15 protein-coding genes are annotated in these 17,742 nt (G+C 58.9%); 7 read left to right on the forward strand and 8 right to left on the reverse strand.

The annotated features are described in order from the left end of the window. Positions 1-48 precede the first annotated feature (48 nt). Entirely contained in the window at positions 49-981 is a 933-nt protein-coding gene (locus F8N62_RS13760; protein ID WP_150711424.1) for a His/Gly/Thr/Pro-type tRNA ligase C-terminal domain-containing protein, read from the forward strand. A gap of 37 nt (positions 982-1,018) precedes the next feature. On the opposite strand, the gene F8N62_RS13765 is transcribed toward F8N62_RS13760, so the two are convergent. Further along, positions 1,019-1,540 carry a DUF3617 domain-containing protein gene (locus tag F8N62_RS13765; protein WP_150711425.1) on the reverse strand — a complete coding sequence of 174 codons (522 nt, stop codon included), beginning with the start codon at positions 1,538-1,540 and terminating at the stop codon, positions 1,019-1,021. A 131-nt stretch (positions 1,541-1,671) separates the two neighbouring features. Here F8N62_RS13765 and cls point away from each other — a divergent pair, with 131 nt between their 5' ends. Continuing rightward, on the forward strand, positions 1,672-3,111 hold the full coding sequence (cls, locus tag F8N62_RS13770) for a cardiolipin synthase (RefSeq protein ID WP_150711426.1): 1,440 nt from the start codon (positions 1,672-1,674) through the stop codon (positions 3,109-3,111). Here the strand turns inward: cls and cfaB are convergent. Beyond that, a complete protein-coding gene (cfaB, locus tag F8N62_RS13775) occupies positions 3,108-4,292 on the reverse strand; it encodes a C17 cyclopropane fatty acid synthase CfaB (protein ID WP_150711427.1) in 1,185 nt (394 codons plus the stop codon). The genes cls and cfaB overlap by 4 nt on opposite strands. A gap of 338 nt (positions 4,293-4,630) precedes the next feature. Between cfaB and lpdA the strand changes: the two genes are divergently transcribed. After that, complete coding sequence (gene lpdA / locus F8N62_RS13780) at positions 4,631-6,031, forward strand: dihydrolipoyl dehydrogenase (RefSeq protein WP_150711428.1); 1,401 nt, start codon at positions 4,631-4,633, stop codon at positions 6,029-6,031. An 82-nt stretch (positions 6,032-6,113) separates the two neighbouring features. Here the strand turns inward: lpdA and F8N62_RS13785 are convergent, their stop codons facing one another. Continuing rightward, a complete protein-coding gene (locus F8N62_RS13785) occupies positions 6,114-6,587 on the reverse strand; it encodes an Lrp/AsnC family transcriptional regulator (RefSeq protein WP_150711429.1) in 474 nt (157 codons plus the stop codon). 144 nt (positions 6,588-6,731) lie between these two features. On the opposite strand from F8N62_RS13785, the gene F8N62_RS13790 reads away from it, so the two are divergent. Continuing rightward, the gene (locus F8N62_RS13790; RefSeq protein WP_150711430.1) at positions 6,732-7,361 is read left to right on the forward strand and encodes a LysE family translocator; all 630 of its coding nucleotides are present in this window, start codon (positions 6,732-6,734) and stop codon (positions 7,359-7,361) included. On the opposite strand, the gene F8N62_RS13795 is transcribed toward F8N62_RS13790, so the two are convergent. The 5 genes from F8N62_RS13795 to F8N62_RS13815 form a co-directional block, all read right to left on the reverse strand. Beyond that, positions 7,362-9,485 (reverse strand): hypothetical protein, encoded by a 2,124-nt coding sequence (locus F8N62_RS13795; RefSeq protein ID WP_150711431.1) that lies wholly within the window; start codon positions 9,483-9,485, stop codon positions 7,362-7,364. It abuts the gene before it with no gap. Further along, positions 9,472-10,665 (reverse strand): DUF3142 domain-containing protein, encoded by a 1,194-nt coding sequence (locus tag F8N62_RS13800; RefSeq protein ID WP_150711432.1) that lies wholly within the window; start codon positions 10,663-10,665, stop codon positions 9,472-9,474. The genes F8N62_RS13795 and F8N62_RS13800 overlap by 14 nt, the downstream gene beginning before the upstream one ends. A gap of 42 nt (positions 10,666-10,707) precedes the next feature. Continuing rightward, complete coding sequence (locus F8N62_RS13805) at positions 10,708-12,738, reverse strand: pyridoxamine 5'-phosphate oxidase family protein (RefSeq protein ID WP_150711433.1); 2,031 nt, start codon at positions 12,736-12,738, stop codon at positions 10,708-10,710. A gap of 62 nt (positions 12,739-12,800) precedes the next feature. Further along, positions 12,801-13,427, reverse strand: a complete 627-nt coding sequence (locus F8N62_RS13810; RefSeq protein WP_150711434.1) for a glutathione S-transferase family protein — start codon at positions 13,425-13,427, stop codon at positions 12,801-12,803. Between the two features lie 130 nt (positions 13,428-13,557). Continuing rightward, positions 13,558-14,460, reverse strand: a complete 903-nt coding sequence (locus tag F8N62_RS13815; RefSeq protein WP_150711435.1) for a LysR family transcriptional regulator — start codon at positions 14,458-14,460, stop codon at positions 13,558-13,560. A 236-nt stretch (positions 14,461-14,696) separates the two neighbouring features. Here F8N62_RS13815 and F8N62_RS13820 point away from each other — a divergent pair, with 236 nt between their 5' ends. The 3 genes from F8N62_RS13820 to ppk2 all read left to right on the forward strand — a co-directional run bounded on the left by F8N62_RS13820 (position 14,697) and on the right by ppk2 (position 17,674). Continuing rightward, positions 14,697-15,920 (forward strand): MFS transporter, encoded by a 1,224-nt coding sequence (locus F8N62_RS13820; RefSeq protein ID WP_150711436.1) that lies wholly within the window; start codon positions 14,697-14,699, stop codon positions 15,918-15,920. A gap of 33 nt (positions 15,921-15,953) precedes the next feature. Beyond that, positions 15,954-16,775, forward strand: coding sequence for a cyclase family protein (locus F8N62_RS13825; RefSeq protein ID WP_150711437.1), 822 nt, complete (start codon positions 15,954-15,956; stop codon positions 16,773-16,775). Positions 16,776-16,852: 77 nt separating this feature from the next. Continuing rightward, positions 16,853-17,674, forward strand: a complete 822-nt coding sequence (ppk2, locus tag F8N62_RS13830; RefSeq protein WP_150711438.1) for a polyphosphate kinase 2 — start codon at positions 16,853-16,855, stop codon at positions 17,672-17,674. Positions 17,675-17,742: the final 68 nt, after the last annotated feature.

The raw sequence follows: 17,742 nt of genomic DNA on the forward strand, positions 1-17,742 counted from the left end.
CCAGGGTTTGCCTCTACGGTTCATGCGCTAACACACGAGAACACCTTCATGATCCACATCACCCTGAGCGACGGCTCATCACGCGAATTCGACCAACCGCTGTCGGTGCAGGAGTTCGCCGCGAGCATCGGTCCAGGATTAGCCAAAGCGGCGGTCGCCGGGCGTGTGGATGGCGTGTTGGTGGATTGTGAGTTCATGATCGCGGCGGATGCCCGTGTCGGCATCGTCACGCCGCAAGAACCCGACGGCCTGGAGATCGTTCGCCGCTCCTGTGCGTTGCTATTGGCAATGGCCTTGAAACAGCTCCACCCAACTGTGCATTTGCAGAACGGATCGGCGCTCGGTGATGGCTTCTTCTATGAATTCGAGTTGGAGCGCGCATTAAACCTGATCGACTTGGCCGGCATCGAAGCCCGCATGAAAACCCTGGCAGCGACCAATCATTCGATCCGCCGACTCGCGACAAATCCGCACAATTCATCGCTCTATCTCATCGCGGATTTTGAATGTGTTTCGCTGGGTCCGCATATTCCCTCCACTCGAGTGTTGCAGGCATTTGCGCTGGAACACATCAGCGGTACGTCACCGCAGCGGATCTATGGCACCTGCTGGTCGTGCCAACAGGAGCTGGACGACTGGAGGACGCCGCCGCACGTGATCGTTGTCAGCATGGATGATCGACAGGCGGATTATGCACAGGCGGTGACCGATGCCATACGCCGAAGTGGCGTGCGCGCCCGGGCTGATCTGCGCCATGAGAAAGTCCGGCACAAGATTCGCGAACACAGTCAGGCAGTGCCGTATCTGGTGGTGATCGGGGAGAAAGAACAAGCGGGTGGGTTTGTGAGTGTGCGGAGTTGCACCGGGGAGGATTTCGGCAGGATGGCGGTTGATGATGTCGGTGCCTGGCTGAAATCAACAGGCATTGCCGGCGTCTGCACAGACGCATTCGCGAGCAGGCTCGCTCCCACAGGAAATTGACTACACCCCGTGGAAGCATGCCTGGTGACGAAGCTGCTTATGCTCTTGGTTTTACCGTACCGCAATCCTGGCCCAACCAAACGGCGCGCGTATCAAGACTGCCCTTCTGCTGGATGCCGGTCGCGTTGAACGTGCCGTTTACTTTAGTGGTGAACTCACGATCGCTGAGGAAGGTCGCCACACCCGCACCCTGCGCTTTCGGGCAGCTGAAGCGGAATTTCCATTGATTGCCGGTACGCTCGGTGATTTCCTGCTTGCAGCCCGATTGCGGATCCGTCAGCGGAATATTGTCGCTCTTCACCTGCTCCGGAGTCAGGCAGGCGCGAATACCCTTGCCGCCCATGGTGATACCCTGCTTCTCCAGTTGCGCACGCTGCTCAGGGGTCATCTGGCTCTGTATCTGCCCAAGGATCAGTTGTAGATCCGGCAGGTTCTGGTCATCGACCTTCATGTTGCTCGAGGTCAATTCCCACAAACCCGGCTGAAGCATCTGCGCCTGAGCAGCCACAGGAAGTGCCAAACCAAAAGCCACGGCCAAACCCAGCAGACGAACATTCATCGTGTAACTCCTGATCAGTAGTGGCCGTTAGACGTCAGCCTCGGGCTTCGGTTCATGGGCCAATTAAATAGCGACATTCTGCACGGAACATGGTCTGTTAAGCATTGAATCTTCAGGAGCAAGGCTGCCCCATGGATTATTTTGGACCGCATGTTTTCGGTTATCTGATCGCGCTGTTGCACTCGTTAGGCATGATCGCCGCCATCCATGCCGTATTGACCGTTCGGACCGCCCAAGGCTCGATCGCCTGGGCCTTGTCGTTGCTGTTCATTCCTTACCTGACGCTCATTCCCTACCTGGTGTTCGGCCGCAGTACGTTCGACGGTTACATCAAGGCACGGCGGCAGGCCAACGAGGAAATGCGCAAAGCCATTTCCGAGTTGAATTGGCGACCCTGGGTGGAAGAAGCGCTGACCGCCCGCGCCTCAAATGCCTACGCCTCTTTGAGGGCAATGCCGAAGCTGGGACGCATGCCGTGCCTGGCGAATAACGAAGTCAGACTGTTGATCAATGGCCCGGCAACTTTCGAAGCAATCTTCGAAGCCATCAGCCACGCAAAAGAAGCGGTGCTGATTCAGTTCTTTATCATCCATGACGATCGACTGGGTCAACGGCTGCAAGCGTTAATGCTGAAGAAAGCCGCCGAAGGCGTCGCGGTTTATCTGTTATACGACCGCATCGGCTCCCACTCCCTGCCCCACAGTTACGTGCAGCCATTGCGCGATGCCGGGGTCGAGGTCAAAGCGTTTGCGACGCGCAGCGGCTGGCTCAATCGCTTTCAGGTCAACTTCCGTAACCACCGCAAAATCGTCGTGGTGGATGGCGTGTTGGGCTTTGTCGGTGGGCACAACGTAGGCGACGAATACATGGGCGAAAAACCGCCCTTGGCACCGTGGCGCGATACCCACGTGCGGGTGCGCGGTCCGGTGGTGGCCTGCATGCAGGAGTCCTTCGCCGAGGACTGGTTCTGGGCCGCGCGATCGTTGCCGCCGTTAATCCTCCCTGATGTGTACCCGGACGACGGTGTGCTCTGCCAAATGCTGGCCAGCGGCCCGGCAGATTCCTACGAAACCTGTTCGCTGTTCTTTGTCGAAGCCATTCACGCGGCGACCGAGCGGGTGTGGATAACCAGCCCCTACTTCATCCCCGATGAAGCGGTGTTCGCGGCGTTACGCCTGGCGGTACTGCGCGGTATAGATGTTCGGATTCTGCTGCCGTCGAGACCAGACCACCGGATCGTTTACGCCGCCTCCAGCCTGTACGCCTTCGAAGCCGTGCGCGCCGGCGTGCGGGTATTCCGTTACCAACCGGGTTTTCTGCATCAGAAAGTGGTGTTGATCGACAGCGAAATCAGCGCGATTGGCAGCGCCAACATGGACAACCGTTCGTTCCGGCTGAATTTCGAAGTGATGTTGTTGACCGTCGACAGCGCGTTCGCCGGCGAGGTGGAACAGATGCTCAACGACGACTTCGCCCAAGCCCATGAAATCGCCAAAGAAGAAAGCCGGGAAACCCGCCGCCTGCAACAGGTCGGCATGCGGATTGCCCGGCTCATTTCGCCAATTCTCTAAGGGTTGTAGATGTCGTCGCGGGTCCAGGGCAGTTCATGGCTGCCATCGGGATGGGCTTTCACCGCGAGAATCTGGTGCAGGTTGATCCAGCCCTTGGCGAACGCGTAGGCGCATCCCGCCAGGTACAACCGCCAGATACGCAGTGCCTGCTCCGGTACTTGTTTGGCAGCGGCCTCCAGATTGTCCTCGAGGCGTTCGCTCCAGTGATCCAGCGTGCGCGCGTAGTGCAGGCGCAGACTCTCGACATCGACGATTTCCAGCCCCGCTTCACTGATCTCTGCAGAAATCATCGACAGGTGCGGCAACTCGCCGTTAGGGAAGACATATTTCTCGATGAATTCACCCGCACCGCGCCCCACCGGACGACCATCAGTGTGCTTGGCGGTGATGCCGTGGTTCATCACCAGGCCGCCCTCTTTCACTGCGCCGAAGAGGGTTTTGCAGTACTCGGCCAGGTTGGCGTGGCCAACGTGTTCGAACATACCGACGCTGACTACTTTGTCGAAGCGCCCGTCCTGAGGCAGATCGCGGTAGTCCAGCAATTGCAATTCGACCAGATCATCCAGGCCTTCCGCTGTCACCCGTTCACGGGCCAAGGCCAGTTGCTCTTTGCTCAGCGTGATCCCGAATACTTTCGCGCCGAACTCACGTGCCGCGTAGCGGGCCAACCCGCCCCAGCCACAACCGACATCCAGCAGGTACTCGCCCGGTTGCAGCCGCAGCTTGCGACACAGGTGCCGAAATTTTGCCTGCTGGGCTTGTTCCAGTGTCTCGCTGCCGGTCTCGAAATAGGCGCAGGAATACGCCATGTCGCTGTCGAGCCACAGCTGATAAAACGCGTTGGAAAGGTCGTAGTGGTAGGAAATCGCTTTGGCGTCGGTTTCCTTGTCGTGGGCGGTGCGCACAGGCTGACTGTCCATGTCGCCCAGCAACGCCTGACTCCACTTATCAACGACGCTGATCACATCGCTGATGGAACCTTCGAGCTCAAGTTTTCCTTCGATAAAAGCCGTCCCGAGCGCTTCCAGGCTGGGATGCGTGAGCTGGGTGACCATTTGTGGGTCCTTGACCACAATCGTAACGCTGGGCGTCGGCCCCAGATTAAATTCATGGCCGTCCCAGAGTCGCAGGCGTAGCGGTAGCTGCAGATTCTGTAAGGCCGGTGGAAGTTGCGCGAGCATGGAATATCCCCCTTGTTTCAGACGTCTGATTTGAGGTTAGACCATCCTTGAAAAATAGCTGGCTATCGATTTGATAACCGATTTCTATGATTCATTTATAACGGTCAACGTACGGAGTGCGAGGAAAGGCGATCCCCGACCTGAGTTCACGGTTGGCTAAATCCATATGTTCCACGTGGAACCTATTCATTTAAGTCGGTTAATTCGTGATCAGCTGATCATGTTCACTTCTGGGAAGCCTTGACCGAAAGGCTGGAAGGCGCACATATTTCGTCGGTAATTTTGTCCAGGAACTACGTTTATCCAGCCCGATTCCCATTCAATCCAGGAGCAAATCCATGAGCAGCTATGACGTCGTAATTCTAGGCGCAGGCCCCGGTGGTTATAACGCAGCGATCCGCGCAGGTCAGTTGGGCCTCAAAGCCGCTTGCGTCGAAGGTCGCGCCACCCTCGGCGGCACCTGCCTGAACGTCGGTTGCATGCCATCGAAGGCGTTGCTGCACGCGTCCGAATTGTACGACGCTGCCATGGGCGCGGAATTCGCCAACCTGGGCATCGACGTCAAACCCACGCTCAACCTCGCGCAAATGATGAAGCAGAAAGACGAGAGCGTGACCGGGCTGACCAAGGGTATCGAGTTCCTGTTTCGTAAAAACAAAGTGGACTGGATCAAGGGTTGGGGCCATATCGACGGCCCGGGCAAAGTCACGGTAACCGACAGCGAGGGCGGCAAGATCGAACTGAGCGCCAAGGACATCATCATCGCCACCGGTTCCGAACCCACTCCCCTGCCCGGCGTCGACATCGACAACCAACGCATCCTCGATTCCACCGGCGCGCTATCGCTGAGCGAAGTGCCCAAGCATTTGGTGGTGATTGGCGCCGGGGTCATCGGCCTGGAACTGGGTTCGGTGTGGCGACGACTGGGTGCACAGGTAACGGTAGTCGAGTTTCTCGACCGCATCTGCCCTGGCGTGGACGCTGAAGCCGGCAAGGCCTTGCAACGTTCGTTGAGCAAACAAGGCATCAGCTTCAAGTTGAGTTCGAAAGTCACCAGCGCCACGACATCGGCTAACGGCGTTCAACTGAGCGTCGAACCGGCCGCTGGCGGCACTGCCGAGTTGCTGGAAGCCGATTACGTGTTGGTCGCCATCGGACGCCGGCCTTACACCCAGGGTTTGGGCCTGGAGAACGTCGGCCTGTCCCCCGACAAACGCGGCATGCTCGCCAATAAAGGCCATCGCACAGACGCCGCGGGCGTGTGGGTGATCGGCGATGTCACGTCCGGGCCGATGCTCGCGCACAAGGCGGAAGACGAAGCGATGGCCTGCATCGAGCAGATCGTCGGCAAGGCGGGTGAAGTGAATTACGACCTGATCCCTAACGTGATTTACACCCGGCCGGAACTGGCGAGCGTCGGCAAAACCGAGGAGCAGTTGAAGGCTGAGGGACGCGCTTACAAGGTCGGAAAATTTCCGTTCACCGCCAACAGCCGGGCGAAAATCAACCATGAGACCGAAGGCTTCGCCAAAGTGCTGGCCGATGAGCGCACTGACGAAATACTCGGCGTGCATTTGGTGGGCCCAAGCGTCAGTGAAATGATTGGCGAATACTGCGTGGCTATGGAGTTCAGCGCTTCGGCCGAAGACATCGCCCTGACCTGTCATCCGCATCCGACTCGCTCTGAGGCCTTGCGCCAGGCGGCAATGAATGTCGAAGGGATGGCGACGCAGATGTAGAAAAAAATCAAAGATCGCAGCCTTCGGCAGCTCCTACACAATCACGCCCGTAGGAGCTGCCGGAGGCTGCGATCTTTTGCTTTCAGCCGGGGAGATGCTCCAACGGCAACGCTCCCGGCGCCTTCACTGTGTGAATCGCAAAGTTGCTACGGATGTCACTCACCCCCGGCAGCTTCAGCAAACGACCCGTGAGAAAACGGTCGTACGCACGCAAATCCGGGACTACCACCTGCAACAGAAAATCCGACTCCCCGGAGACCATAAACGCCGAGATCACTTCGGGTAACGCCATTACCGCCACGCGAAAGGCATCCGCCTGCTCGTCGTTATGGCGCTCGACCTTGACCCCGACAAACACCGTCAACCCAAGCCCGACTTCATCGCGATCCAGATTGGCCTGATAACCACGAATGACCCCGGTTTCCTCAAGCATCCGCACCCGCCGCAAACAGGGCGATGCCGACAGACCGATCTCCTCTGACAGTTGCACATTACTGAGCCGGCCATCACGTTGCAGGGCTGCGAGAATCTTGCGGTCGTACGCATCCAGTTTCATGATTTGAAATATCCTGATGGTTGAGACGCCATTTTTTGGCAGGTTATGCCAAACCTCGACGCAATAGAAGCGAACTACGCAACCACCTGCCCTGCCTTCCCATCCTAGAATCAACGTTCCGATTCGACGACGAAGGGGTGCAACGTGGCAGAACTCTGGCTGTTTTTCATGGCGCTGACTGTGGTTTACCTGTTGCCGGGCCCGGACATGATTCTGCTGTTGCAGACTGGCGCACGGCAGGGCAAAGGGGCGGCGCTGGCGACTGCCGTGGGTTTGGCCATTGCCCGGGGTTGCCACGTGGTATTGGCTGCGCTGGGTTTGGCGGCCTTGTTCAAGGCTGCGCCCTGGACGTTCGATGCGGTACGTCTTCTCGGGGCTGCGTACCTGCTGTGGATCGGCATCCAGTGCCTGCGAACCACCCTGCTGCCGAACATCAACGGAGCCAACTCGGCCTGTGGAAAACCACGCTGGCGCGATGCGATTCAGCGCGGTTTATTGACTAACCTGCTCAACCCCAAGGCGCTGCTGTTTTGTTCGGTGCTGTTGCCGCAGTTCATCGATCCGCAGGCGGGGCCGGTGCTCGCCCAATTTCTGACGTTGGGCATGTTGTTGGTGGGGACTGGTTTGTTGTTTGACAGTGCTTACGCGTTGGCCGGCGCCGCGCTGGGCCGGTGGCTGCAACGCAGTCCCTCGGCCCAACGCGTGCAGCAATGGGTATTTGGCAGTCTGTTGATCGGTTTCGCGGTGCGGCTGACGTTCGTCCAACAGGCGTAATTAATTCCGCGCTTTACGCTTGCGGCGATTGATCAGCAACAGGGCGACAGCGGTAAACACCACGACGCAGCCCATCTCCAGCCACTTTTTATAAGGCCGCAATACTGCGCGAATCGGGCTCAATGCCTGGGTAACGTAACGCTTATCGGCATTCTGAAAGTCCGGATAAGGGCAGCGCTCGCCGAAGAATAATGCCCAACCCACGTAGGGACCTTCTTTGACGTAACGCTGATAAAACGCAGTTTTCTCTTCCTGACCGCTGTTCCACCCCGTCGCCGCACACAGCACGGCCGCGAAGGCCTGACTGGTATGAGGCAAGTGGTCGGCGGCGCGACTGGCCAATTCATTCGCAACGTAGCGGTAGTGGTAACGCTGATCGGGTCGAGCAACGCTGGCCTGCTGGCGCTCAACCTCCCCTTCAGCGACCAGCGGACCGACCTTGAGTGCAGCGCTTTCGAGGCTGTAGTTGCCACCAAAGGTCGCGTAATCCGGGGACATCTCGTACCCCAACAATTCCATACCCTGGAAACGAGCCAGGGTCGCAGCGTTGTAGTAAGCGAAGGCACGCTTGCTCGGCCACCATTTCGATTCAGCGTCGTGACGCAATTCCCCGTAGGACTTGGCCTGTTGCTGCAGCGCAAAGCTGTCGAAGTACGCCGGTGCTTCGTCATAACGCTCTTCTCGCAGCAACCGCCGCCCGAGCAGGTTGCGCAGCTTCGCCGCCACCGGAAGCGGCACATAGTTATCGCGTTCCTGCTGGGTCAGCGGCGCGGGCGCAGGCACTTGGGTGTCGACGTACTGCTTGAGCTCCTCGACGGTCAGTACACGCTCGGCAACAGTTGCCGCGTCGAACCAGTAAATGCCGTTGCTGCGATAGAGCTGATCAAATGCTTGCAGATAATCCCCGCGTTGCAGGGCCAGAATTGCGCTTTCACCCTCGACCCGACACTTGGGCTGGAGCGTTTCGAAATCCCAATCCGGGGTTCGTCGCTCACCCCAGGATTCATTCTGCGGGAACGCCTGGGCGGCCTTGGCATAGGCGGCGGCCGCCGCAGTTTTGTCGCCCTCGCGCAGGGCCAGTTTGGCCCGCAGCCACCACGCCAGACCACCGTCGCCGGCATGATCGAGAAACGCTTTGGCGCTGGTGTAATCGCCCTGTTGATAATTCATCGCCGCCAGACGGTCGGCGTTTTCCAGACTGCCGCGAGTGCTGGCTTGCAGCAATTTGATCAACTTCTGTTCGGTGGGCGGTTGATCCCCAAAGGACCAGCCCAGCCGGCTGATCAGGGACGCGGTGACCAATTGCTGCACCGGTTTACCGTTCAGCAAAGTACTCAGTTGAGCCTCAGGCATAGCCGCCAGGTCCGCCATCAGCATCTTCAACGAGGTATAGCCCACTGCGGAACCGTGCAGGTTTTGCGTGGCATACAGTTCGATGGCGCTGTTCCAGTCCCCCGCCGCGCGCGCCACCCGGGCTTCTTCGCCGAGGCTGGCGACACCCAGTTCCAGCGGGTCGTTGAAGCCGTCGATGCTCAATTGCCGAGCTTGCTTGAAGGCCGTGCGCGATTGCGCCAACAGGTCCGGATTTGCGTCGGCTTCAGCGCTCATGGCGAACAGCGCCCGACCGAGCGAATAAGCGGCCCAGGTACTGCGCAAGCCGCGTTGATCCGCCGGCAATGCCAACACTTTGTTGAAGTAGTCGGCGGCCAAGCCATAGTCACCGGCGTTGAACGCCACGGCGCCCGCCAGATAAAGCCTGAGTTCGGTCGGCAGGCTCGCGCCCTCGGTTTCAACCTGATGAGCGTCGGTCAACGTGCGCAACTGTTTGACCCGGGTTTGCTGCTCAGCCGTCAAACCGGCCTGTTCGGCGTTGTCCCGCTGCTCGGCATAATCGAGCGCCTCCATGCTGCTGTAGGCGATGCCGGTGACTGGCTTGAGACCCGCAATCAGATGCCCGAGGCGATTGATCTCGAACTGGAAATTACCCTCCGGCAATTCAGCCAGCGACTGGCCCCGGTTGTCGAGCAGGCGCATGGGGAAATCCGGCCCACAAGCCAACGCCGTACCCAGCGGCAAGCTGAGGCTCAGACACAGCAAATGGCGCGGCCAGTTACGGGTAAACATGTGAATCTCCTTGGTCAACGTGTGCGCAGCGCGCCCAACCGATGGCGCGCTGCCCGCCGGCGGGAATCCGACCGTCGCGCAGGCGGGTGAAGGTAAGCAGATCGGGGCGCTGTTGCAACGCATAACCGGCCAGCGCATCGGCGCCATCACAGCCTTGCACCGCGAGCGTCAGGCGTTCGGGCCATGCGCTGTCGAGATTGCCCTGGTTGCTGACGCTGATGTCATAGAGGCCATCGTGTGCCGAGAGCTTGAGCGTCAGATGGCTGTCGAGGGCATCGCCACGGACGACGGCGCGCAAGGTCGCCAGGCTCCAGGCCCGGCGATCATCGGGCAGTGGCAGGCGAAACCAGATCAGCCCGGCCAGATGAGGCGGTGGAGCGTTGCGCAATTCGAGGGCGAGTGTGCTCAATTGTTGCGGGTCGGCCAGCAGTTCCCGACGCTCGCCGCCGCGGTTGATCGGCACCTCGCTTTCAACCTCAAGTACGCCGTTGGCTGGCAACAACGCCACACCATAGGCCGGCAGGGCCAGATAAAATGGTTTCGAGGTGATGCGGGCCCACGCAGTGACCCATTTCCTGGCCTGATCCGGATCAAACAGACCCCGACGCGGATCGCTCACCGCGTGCACTTGCAGCACACTGCTGTCGGCTGTGGATAACAAGGCGGGCAATTCGGGACTGTCGAGCCAGGCCGGCAGCGCGGTAATACTCAGCGGCAAGGAGGCTGGCAGAACCGCGCGCAAATCCGTGAGGAATTTCCGATAGGCCGGTAGTCGAGCGTTACCGGCATCGTGGTCGATTTCCACACCGGCGAGGTTCAGCCCTAGCGCCTGCCACTCGCTGAGTAATCGCTGGATCTGCGCGCTCACCTCGTCCTGATCCAGCGACTTGAGCTGGCCATCTAGCCGAATCACCGCGATCAGCGGCCGGGCATCGCGTTTGAGCAGCGCCGTATCGATTCGGGCGCGACTCCAACCCGCTTGGGGAAATGCCTGCAACGCCAGCACCCGCAGGGACGAAAAATCCGCGCGGCTGTCTTTCAGGGCAGCTTCGTGAGCCGGCGTCCATTGCCGTTGCCAGACATACAGTTGCTGATCGAGCGGCGGCACGTCTGGCCTGTCGCAGCCGTTGAGTAACAAAACCAGCGCCAGCATGGCCGACAGACGAACGAGCAAAACCATAAAGCATCCTTTGAAGCTGCCGAAGGCAGCGTGCGCAAGATGCTACAGGTCGAGCACCAAAGTCTGCGAGCCCTGCGCCGGAATCGCACAACAAATCAGCACATGTCCTGCCTCCGGTACTTCGGCTGGCGGCTGTGGATAATTCACCTGCCCACTGATCAGGCGAGTCTTGCAGGTGCCGCAGGAACCGCCGCGGCAGCTGAATTCCGGGTGCAAGCCGCGGCTTTCAGCCAGCTCCAGCAAACTGCCGCCGTCGGGTTGCCAGCGCGCTTCTTTCGCCGAGCGCTCAAACACCACCGGCACCGACGTGGTGGCGGCGGGCGGTTGTTCGATGACGACCGCGTCAGGGTCAGGCTGACGACGCAAGGTCGACGGGCCGAAGGTTTCGGCGTGAATCCGCGCATCCCGGATGTGCAATTCTCGCAGGCTGTCGTACAGCCCTTGGGTAAAACTGCCGGGACCGCACAGCACAAAATCCAGCTGATCGTAGTCCTCCACTTCTAGGATGTTCTGCAGCAACGCCGTGTCGATTCGTCCGGTCAGGTCATAGTCCTCACCCTCGTGAGCATCGGCTTCCGGCTGACTGAGCAGCCGCACTACCCTGACCGCGTCACCGGCCTCTTCAAGCAACTGATCCAGCTCGCCACGGAACGGTTGATCCGACAGCGTGCGTGAACTCTGGAAAAACCAGGTAGGCCGAATGTGCCGGGTGCGCAGGCCTTGATAGACCACCTCCCGCAGCATCGACAACAAAGGCGTGATGCCTACGCCCGCCGCCAACAGCACCAGCGGTCGACGCTCATTCGGCGCCACGGTGAAATGCCCTTGCGGCGCGCGGGCTTCCAGCAGGTCACCGACCCGAATCTGTTCATGCAGGTGCGAAGACACGCGACCCTCACGCTTCACGCTGATGCGGAAAAAATCATCGGACGGCGCGCTCGACAGGCTGTAGGTGCGGATATGCACTTCACCGCCGAGGTTGAATCGCAGCGGTAAATGCTGCCCGGCCTGAAACAGCGGCAACCCGGCGCCGTCGGCCGGCTCCAGATAAATCGAACGGATGTTGCGGCTTTGCGCTTCGATCCGCACTACTCGCAGTGGCCGCCAACGATCCCCCAGGGCCTGGGCTTGCAGCCGTGCATTCGCCTGCTCCCAGGTGCCGGTCAGCAGACTGGTGGGTGAAACGCCGTCGAAGCGCCAGCGCAAAGCCAATGCGGCGGGCCGACGTACCACACGCTCCACCTCGAATGTCCACAGACGCTCAGCGCCTTGAAACGCGCCAATCTGCGGTCCTTCAAGAATGATTTCAGTGCGACCGCTCAGGTGCAGCAAGTCCCCGGAGTTGAAGTCGATAAACAACAGCCCCGCGCGAGGATTGCTCAACAGGTTGCCCAGCGTATTGAAAAACAGGTTGCCGGCGAAGTCCGGGATGGTCAGGCGATTTCCCTCCACTCGTACGAAACCTGTCTGCCCGCCACGGTGCGAAACGTCCACTGAGCGTCGGCCATCGACATCCACATAGCTGGCGACAAAGAAGGTATCCGCGCCGGCAATCATGGCTTTGGCCGCGTCATCGAGGCTGCTCAAGTGCTGCGCGATGCGCGTCGCAGAATCCGCCAGCGGCACCGAGCGAAACTGACGCAATTGAATGTATTGCGGACAGTTGCCGAAGGATTGCTCGACCCTTACCTCGAAGCCATCTGCTGTGATCGCTCCCACTCGGCCGTTGAGACGGTTGCGCCGTCGGGTATGCAGCTCGATGCCGAGCAAACCGATCGCCGCGCCATCGACCAATTGCGCAGGATCATCCGGCCCTGGCAGTCTCTGGAACTGCAACGCATCCGACTCGGGCGAGTGGGCGAAACCAGGTGGCCCTTCGAGAATACTGGCCCATAGGTTGCCATCAGCGTCCACTGCGCCGTACAGCATGAACGGCAGTTGCTGATAAAACTTGCGGTGCTGATCCGGCATCTCGGTGCGAATGACCCTACGCCCCAACACTTCCATTCGCTCGGCAACGCCGACATGTGCCTGCAACTGTTGTTCGCCAGCGTGCCAAGGTGAACGGTCCATAACGGCGTTTCCCCGCGTGATGGGTGCAGCATGGACGGCCCGGGATTGTCGGGCCGCAAGCATCAGGCCGTTGTTTGCAGGCCAGCGACGGTGCGCGGCATACCGACGAATCCTGGCAAGGCTTCGACACGTGCCAGCCAGGCTCGAATGTTCGCGTAGTCATCAAGCGACACATTGCCTTCGGGTGCATGGGCGATGTAGCTGTAAGCCGCGACGTCGGCGATGGTCGGCTCGCTGCCGGCCAGATAAGTGGTGTTCGCCAGTTCCTGATCGATCAGCTTGAGCCAGGTGTGGGCATACGGGATCACTTCTTCGGCCTTATACGGTGCACCAAACACCGTAATCAGCCGAGCGCGGCCCGGACCGAAAGCAATGGGCCCGGCCGCCACCGACAACCAGCGCTGAACCTTGGCCGCGCCCACCGGGTCGGTCGGGAGCCAGCGGCCGTTACCGTACTTTTGTGCGAGATACACCAGAATGGCGTTGGAATCAGCCAGCACCACGCCCTCATCGTCGATGGCTGGAATCTGACCGAAAGGGTTGATCGCCAGGTACTCCGGCTGTTTGTGCGCGCCCTTGGCCATGTCGACCAGGATCAACTCGGTCGGCAACTGCAGCAGGGACAGCATCAGTTGCACACGGTGCGCATGGCCGGAACGCGGGAAGTTGTAGAGTTTGATCGCTTGCATGGTCGACTCCGCTGAGGGTGGCGCCGTTCAGGAGAGATCAGCACCGATGGGGCGCTATCTTCCACCCGCAGCCAAAACAACAGAATACCCAGCAAACGCAATCAATTATTTCAACCAGCGCAATAAACCATCATCCGTTCAATTCCGGATGTTCCCGCAGGGCGTTCACCGTAAAGTCTACAAAACTGCGAATCCGCGCCGGGGCATTGCGCCCGCCCTGATACACCACATGAATAGGCAACGGCGGCAATTCAAAGTCGGCCAGTACAATTTCCAGTTCACCGGCAGCGACTTTTTTCGCCACTTGATAAGAGAGCACCCGGGTAAATCCCAACCCCAGACACGCCGCACTGATGGCAGATTGATTCGCCGTCACCACCAGCCGCGGCTCAGGCCGAACACTGATGGGCTGGCCGGCCTCCAGGAATGGCCAGCTCTTTAACTGACCGATCGCGGACGTTGCAATAACCGGTGCCCCCGCCAGATCTTGCGGGTGCAGGGGCCTGCCATGCGCCGCCAAAACTTGCGGAGCGCCACAGATCACCCGCCGCACTTCACCCACGCGAATCGCATGCTGATTGCTGTCCGGCAACTCGCCAATCCGCACGGCAACATCAATCCCCTCCTCGACCATGCTCACCACACGGTCGACCAGCACCCCATTGATGCAGACTTGCGGAAACTGCGTCAGATAACTCACCACCACCGGGGTCACGAACAACTCGCCAAACAACACCGGCGCCGTGATCGTCAGTTGCCCACGAGGCTCTGCGTGACTGCCCGCCGCGGAATCCTCCGCTTCCTGCACCTCGGCGAGAATTCTCCGACAATCTTCAAGATACCGCTGACCCGCTTCGCTCACATGCACGCTGCGAGTGGTGCGCGTCAGCAGCTGTGTGCCGATGCGTTTTTCCAGTGCCGCCACCGCACGGGTCACGCTCGCCGCGGACAAGCCTAAACGCCGCGCCGCCGTGGAGAAGCCTTGCTCCTGGGCGACCGCGGCGAAGACCTGCATTTCCTGGAATCGGTCCACCATCTGCTCCTGTGCAAAGGTTCATTTTCGGGCGCGGGTAAGCAATTACCGTTGGCCGCGCTTGGCTGGGGCTTGACGTTGCACGACGAAGTTTCCCCTGAATCTTCTGAAGTTTCCTACATCGATAGTTTCGACGACTTGTTAGCCTTGGTCGAATCGAGCCCGCTCCCCTTCACTGCAGAAAAGGAACAACGGATGTTCAGCCGTCCTGACCGATTTCAGAGTCCGTCTACACCATGAACCGTAACCCTTCGGTATTGAAGTGGCATGTCCTGGTTGGCTGCTTTCTCAGCTACCTGTTCGATGCGCTCGAAATCATTGTGCTGGTCATCGCCCTTCCTGACATCACTCAATCCCTGCAAATCACTCAAACCCAAGCGGGATTACTGGTCACGGCGACGCTACTGGGGATCGGATTCAGCAGCATCATAATGGGGAAAGTCGCCGACACTTTGGGGCGCAGACCGGCCCTGTTGCTTTCCCTGGCGAGCTTCGGACTGCTGACCATGGCCACCGCTGGCGCTAGCGAGTGGTATCAATTCCTGACGTTGCGGTTTCTGGCTGGACTGGGGCTTGGCGGGGTCTGGAGTATCGCCGCAGCCTACGTCAATGAAACCTGGCCGTCTCATCAGCGCGCCCGGGCCACCTCGTTCGTGCTCAGCGCCTTTTCGCTAGGGGCAGCCCTGGCTGCCGCCATGGCCGCTTACCTGTTGCCGTTGTATGGATGGAGAGTGTTGTTCTTCATCAGCGGGGCGATGGTATCCATTGCGATGGTCTACGTGTGGTTTTGTGTCCCGGAATCAAAAGCATGGCTGGCGCAAAGAGCGGACCGACAGCAATCCGCAGCAAACCTTTCCGAGCTGTTTTCACCGGTTTTGCGACGTAAGACTTTGCTCGGAACCCTCGCCTCTGCGCTGGTACTCACCGCTTATTGGGGCTCCATGACCTGGCTGCCAACATTCCTCGTCGCGGAACGCGGGCTCGACGCCGCCACCATGGCTGGCTTCATGGTTCTGCTTAATGCAGGCGCATTTCTGGGCTACAACGCATTCGGTTTGCTCGCCGACTTCATCGGTAAAAAACGCACCATTATTATCTCGCTGACGGGCAGCGGTCTGATGCTGCCTGTTTATACCGTTGCGACGGACCATGCGAGTCTGCTGATCATCGGCCCGGTCTTCGCCTTTTTTCTGGCTTTTGTCGGATTGGCAGCCGCTTATTTCGCCGAAATGTTTCCTACACACCTTCGCGCAACAGGCACGGGATTCTGCTTTAACGTCGGGCGAGGAATCTCCGCTTTTGCGCCTCTGGCGCTCGGTTCGGCGGCGACCGTACTGGGTTTCGCAACCAGCATCGCGCTGTGCGGCGCACTGTTCTTGCTGGCCGCCGGCGTTATCGCGCTGTTACCCACAGACATCTCAATTAGAAATGCTGATTTATCTATTTTAAAGGCCGTCTGAATCGCGAATTTTCCAACATCAGGACAACCTACTATGGCTCGCCGTTTTGTAGATCTCTCGATTTACCTGGAGAATGACGTTATCTCCGACCCACCCGGATACGGTCCGAAGATCCAGTACTCAAATCACCGCGATACCGCTGAACAGGTCTCCACTTTTTTCCCCGGACTCGCGTCAACCGATCTGCCAGACAGTGAAGGCTGGGTTATCGAGCATATCCAGTTGAATACTCACAACGGTACTCACCTTGATGCGCCGTATCACTTTCACAGCACCATGGACGACTCGCTGGGGGAAGGTATACCTGCCATCACCATTGATGAAGTACCGCTCAATTGGTGCTTTCAGCCAGGAGTCAAACTGGACTTCACCCGCTTTGAAGACGGTTACGTGGTCTCTGCAGCAGATGTCGAGGCGGAGCTTGAACGCATTGGTCATGTGCTCACCCCACTTGAGATAGTGGTGGTAAACACTAGGGCAGGGAAACGCTATGGTCAGCCGGACTACACAGCAGCCGGTTGCGGAATGGGCCTCGAAGCTACACTGTTTCTGTTGGAAAGAGGGGTGCGTTTAACCGGCACCGATGGCTGGAGCTGGGATGCACCCTTTGTCCATACCGCCCGCAAATATGCGCAAACACGCGACGCCTCGTTGATCTGGGAAGGTCATAAGGCGGGCCGCCACATTGGCTACTGCCACCTGGAAAAACTGCACAATCTCGAGGTCCTGCCGCCCAGTGGTTTCTTCATTTCCTGCTTCCCGCACAAGATCCGGGGTGCATCGGCAGGGTGGACTCGCGCGGTGGCGATCTTTGATGATGCGTTAAATTTCGCCACCAAGAGTTCCACTCCATGACCGTCAAACTGCGATTTTAAGCGCAACGGAAAAAACGACCTAATCTGACTTAACCGTGGATAAGCGAGGTCGGTGTCATGGCAAAGGATAAGAAGCGCGCACCAAAGCAATCAATGGCTGAACCGTCGAAGATGAACAACAAAGACTACCTGGCAGCCTTACGCAAATTGCACGTCGAAGTCGTCAAGTTGCAGGAATGGGTGAAGCACAAGGGCATCAAGGTTTGCATCGTGTTTGAAGGACGTGACGGTGCCGGCAAGGGCGGAACGATCAAGGCATTGACTGAGCGGGTGAGCCCGCGCGTCTTCCGGGTAATAGCGCTCAGTGCTCCTACGGAACGAGAAAAGAGTCAGATGTTTATTCAGCGCTACCTGCCGCATCTGCCAGCGGCTGGCGAGGTGGTGATCTTTGATCGCAGTTGGTACAACCGCGCGGGCGTTGAGCGCGTCATGGGGTTTTGCACGCCAGAACAGACCACCGGTTTTTTGAAGTCAGTTCCCCTCGTGGAACGTGCGATCGTGGATTCGGGTGTGATCCTGATCAAGTATTGGCTGGAAGTCAGTCAGGAAGAGCAAACACGCCGGCTCCAGGCCCGTATCAAAGATGGCCGTAAAATCTGGAAACTCACCGGTATGGATCTCAAATCGTACAGTCGCTGGTATGACTATTCCCGCGCCAGGGACGACATGTTCAAGATGACCGATACCGACCATGCACCATGGTTTGTGGCCAACTCGAATGACAAGCGACGCGCACGCCTGAACATTCTCAGCGACCTGCTGAGTCGAATTCCCTACAAGGACGTGCCAAGGGAGGAAGTGATATTGCCGAAACGCCAGAAACCAGGAGGTTATCGAGAGCCAGACTATCCACTGCGGTTGATTCGCGAAAAATTCTAAAGTCGTACGTAAAAGGGCGAGGTCCTATCAGAAAACAGATACCTCGCCCCTTTTGGTTCATCTGTGGA

The sequence above is a fragment of the Pseudomonas fluorescens genome, assembly GCF_902497785.1.
Classification (GTDB): domain Bacteria; phylum Pseudomonadota; class Gammaproteobacteria; order Pseudomonadales; family Pseudomonadaceae; genus Aquipseudomonas; species Aquipseudomonas fluorescens_BO.

What these genes read in the sequence shown, in the direction of transcription:
- F8N62_RS13760 (WP_150711424.1), top strand. Translation starts at nt 49, where the DNA reads ATGATCCACATCACCCTGAGCGACGGCTCATCACGCGAATTCGACCAA.
- F8N62_RS13765 (WP_150711425.1), bottom strand. Translation starts at nt 1,540, where the DNA reads ATGAATGTTCGTCTGCTGGGTTTGGCCGTGGCTTTTGGTTTGGCACTT.
- cls (WP_150711426.1), top strand. Translation starts at nt 1,672, where the DNA reads ATGGATTATTTTGGACCGCATGTTTTCGGTTATCTGATCGCGCTGTTG.
- cfaB (WP_150711427.1), bottom strand. Translation starts at nt 4,292, where the DNA reads ATGCTCGCGCAACTTCCACCGGCCTTACAGAATCTGCAGCTACCGCTA.
- lpdA (WP_150711428.1), top strand. Translation starts at nt 4,631, where the DNA reads ATGAGCAGCTATGACGTCGTAATTCTAGGCGCAGGCCCCGGTGGTTAT.
- F8N62_RS13785 (WP_150711429.1), bottom strand. Translation starts at nt 6,587, where the DNA reads ATGAAACTGGATGCGTACGACCGCAAGATTCTCGCAGCCCTGCAACGT.
- F8N62_RS13795 (WP_150711431.1), bottom strand. Translation starts at nt 9,485, where the DNA reads ATGTTTACCCGTAACTGGCCGCGCCATTTGCTGTGTCTGAGCCTCAGC.
- F8N62_RS13800 (WP_150711432.1), bottom strand. Translation starts at nt 10,665, where the DNA reads ATGGTTTTGCTCGTTCGTCTGTCGGCCATGCTGGCGCTGGTTTTGTTA.
- F8N62_RS13805 (WP_150711433.1), bottom strand. Translation starts at nt 12,738, where the DNA reads ATGGACCGTTCACCTTGGCACGCTGGCGAACAACAGTTGCAGGCACAT.
- F8N62_RS13810 (WP_150711434.1), bottom strand. Translation starts at nt 13,427, where the DNA reads ATGCAAGCGATCAAACTCTACAACTTCCCGCGTTCCGGCCATGCGCAC.
- F8N62_RS13820 (WP_150711436.1), top strand. Translation starts at nt 14,697, where the DNA reads ATGAACCGTAACCCTTCGGTATTGAAGTGGCATGTCCTGGTTGGCTGC.
- F8N62_RS13825 (WP_150711437.1), top strand. Translation starts at nt 15,954, where the DNA reads ATGGCTCGCCGTTTTGTAGATCTCTCGATTTACCTGGAGAATGACGTT.
- ppk2 (WP_150711438.1), top strand. Translation starts at nt 16,853, where the DNA reads ATGGCAAAGGATAAGAAGCGCGCACCAAAGCAATCAATGGCTGAACCG.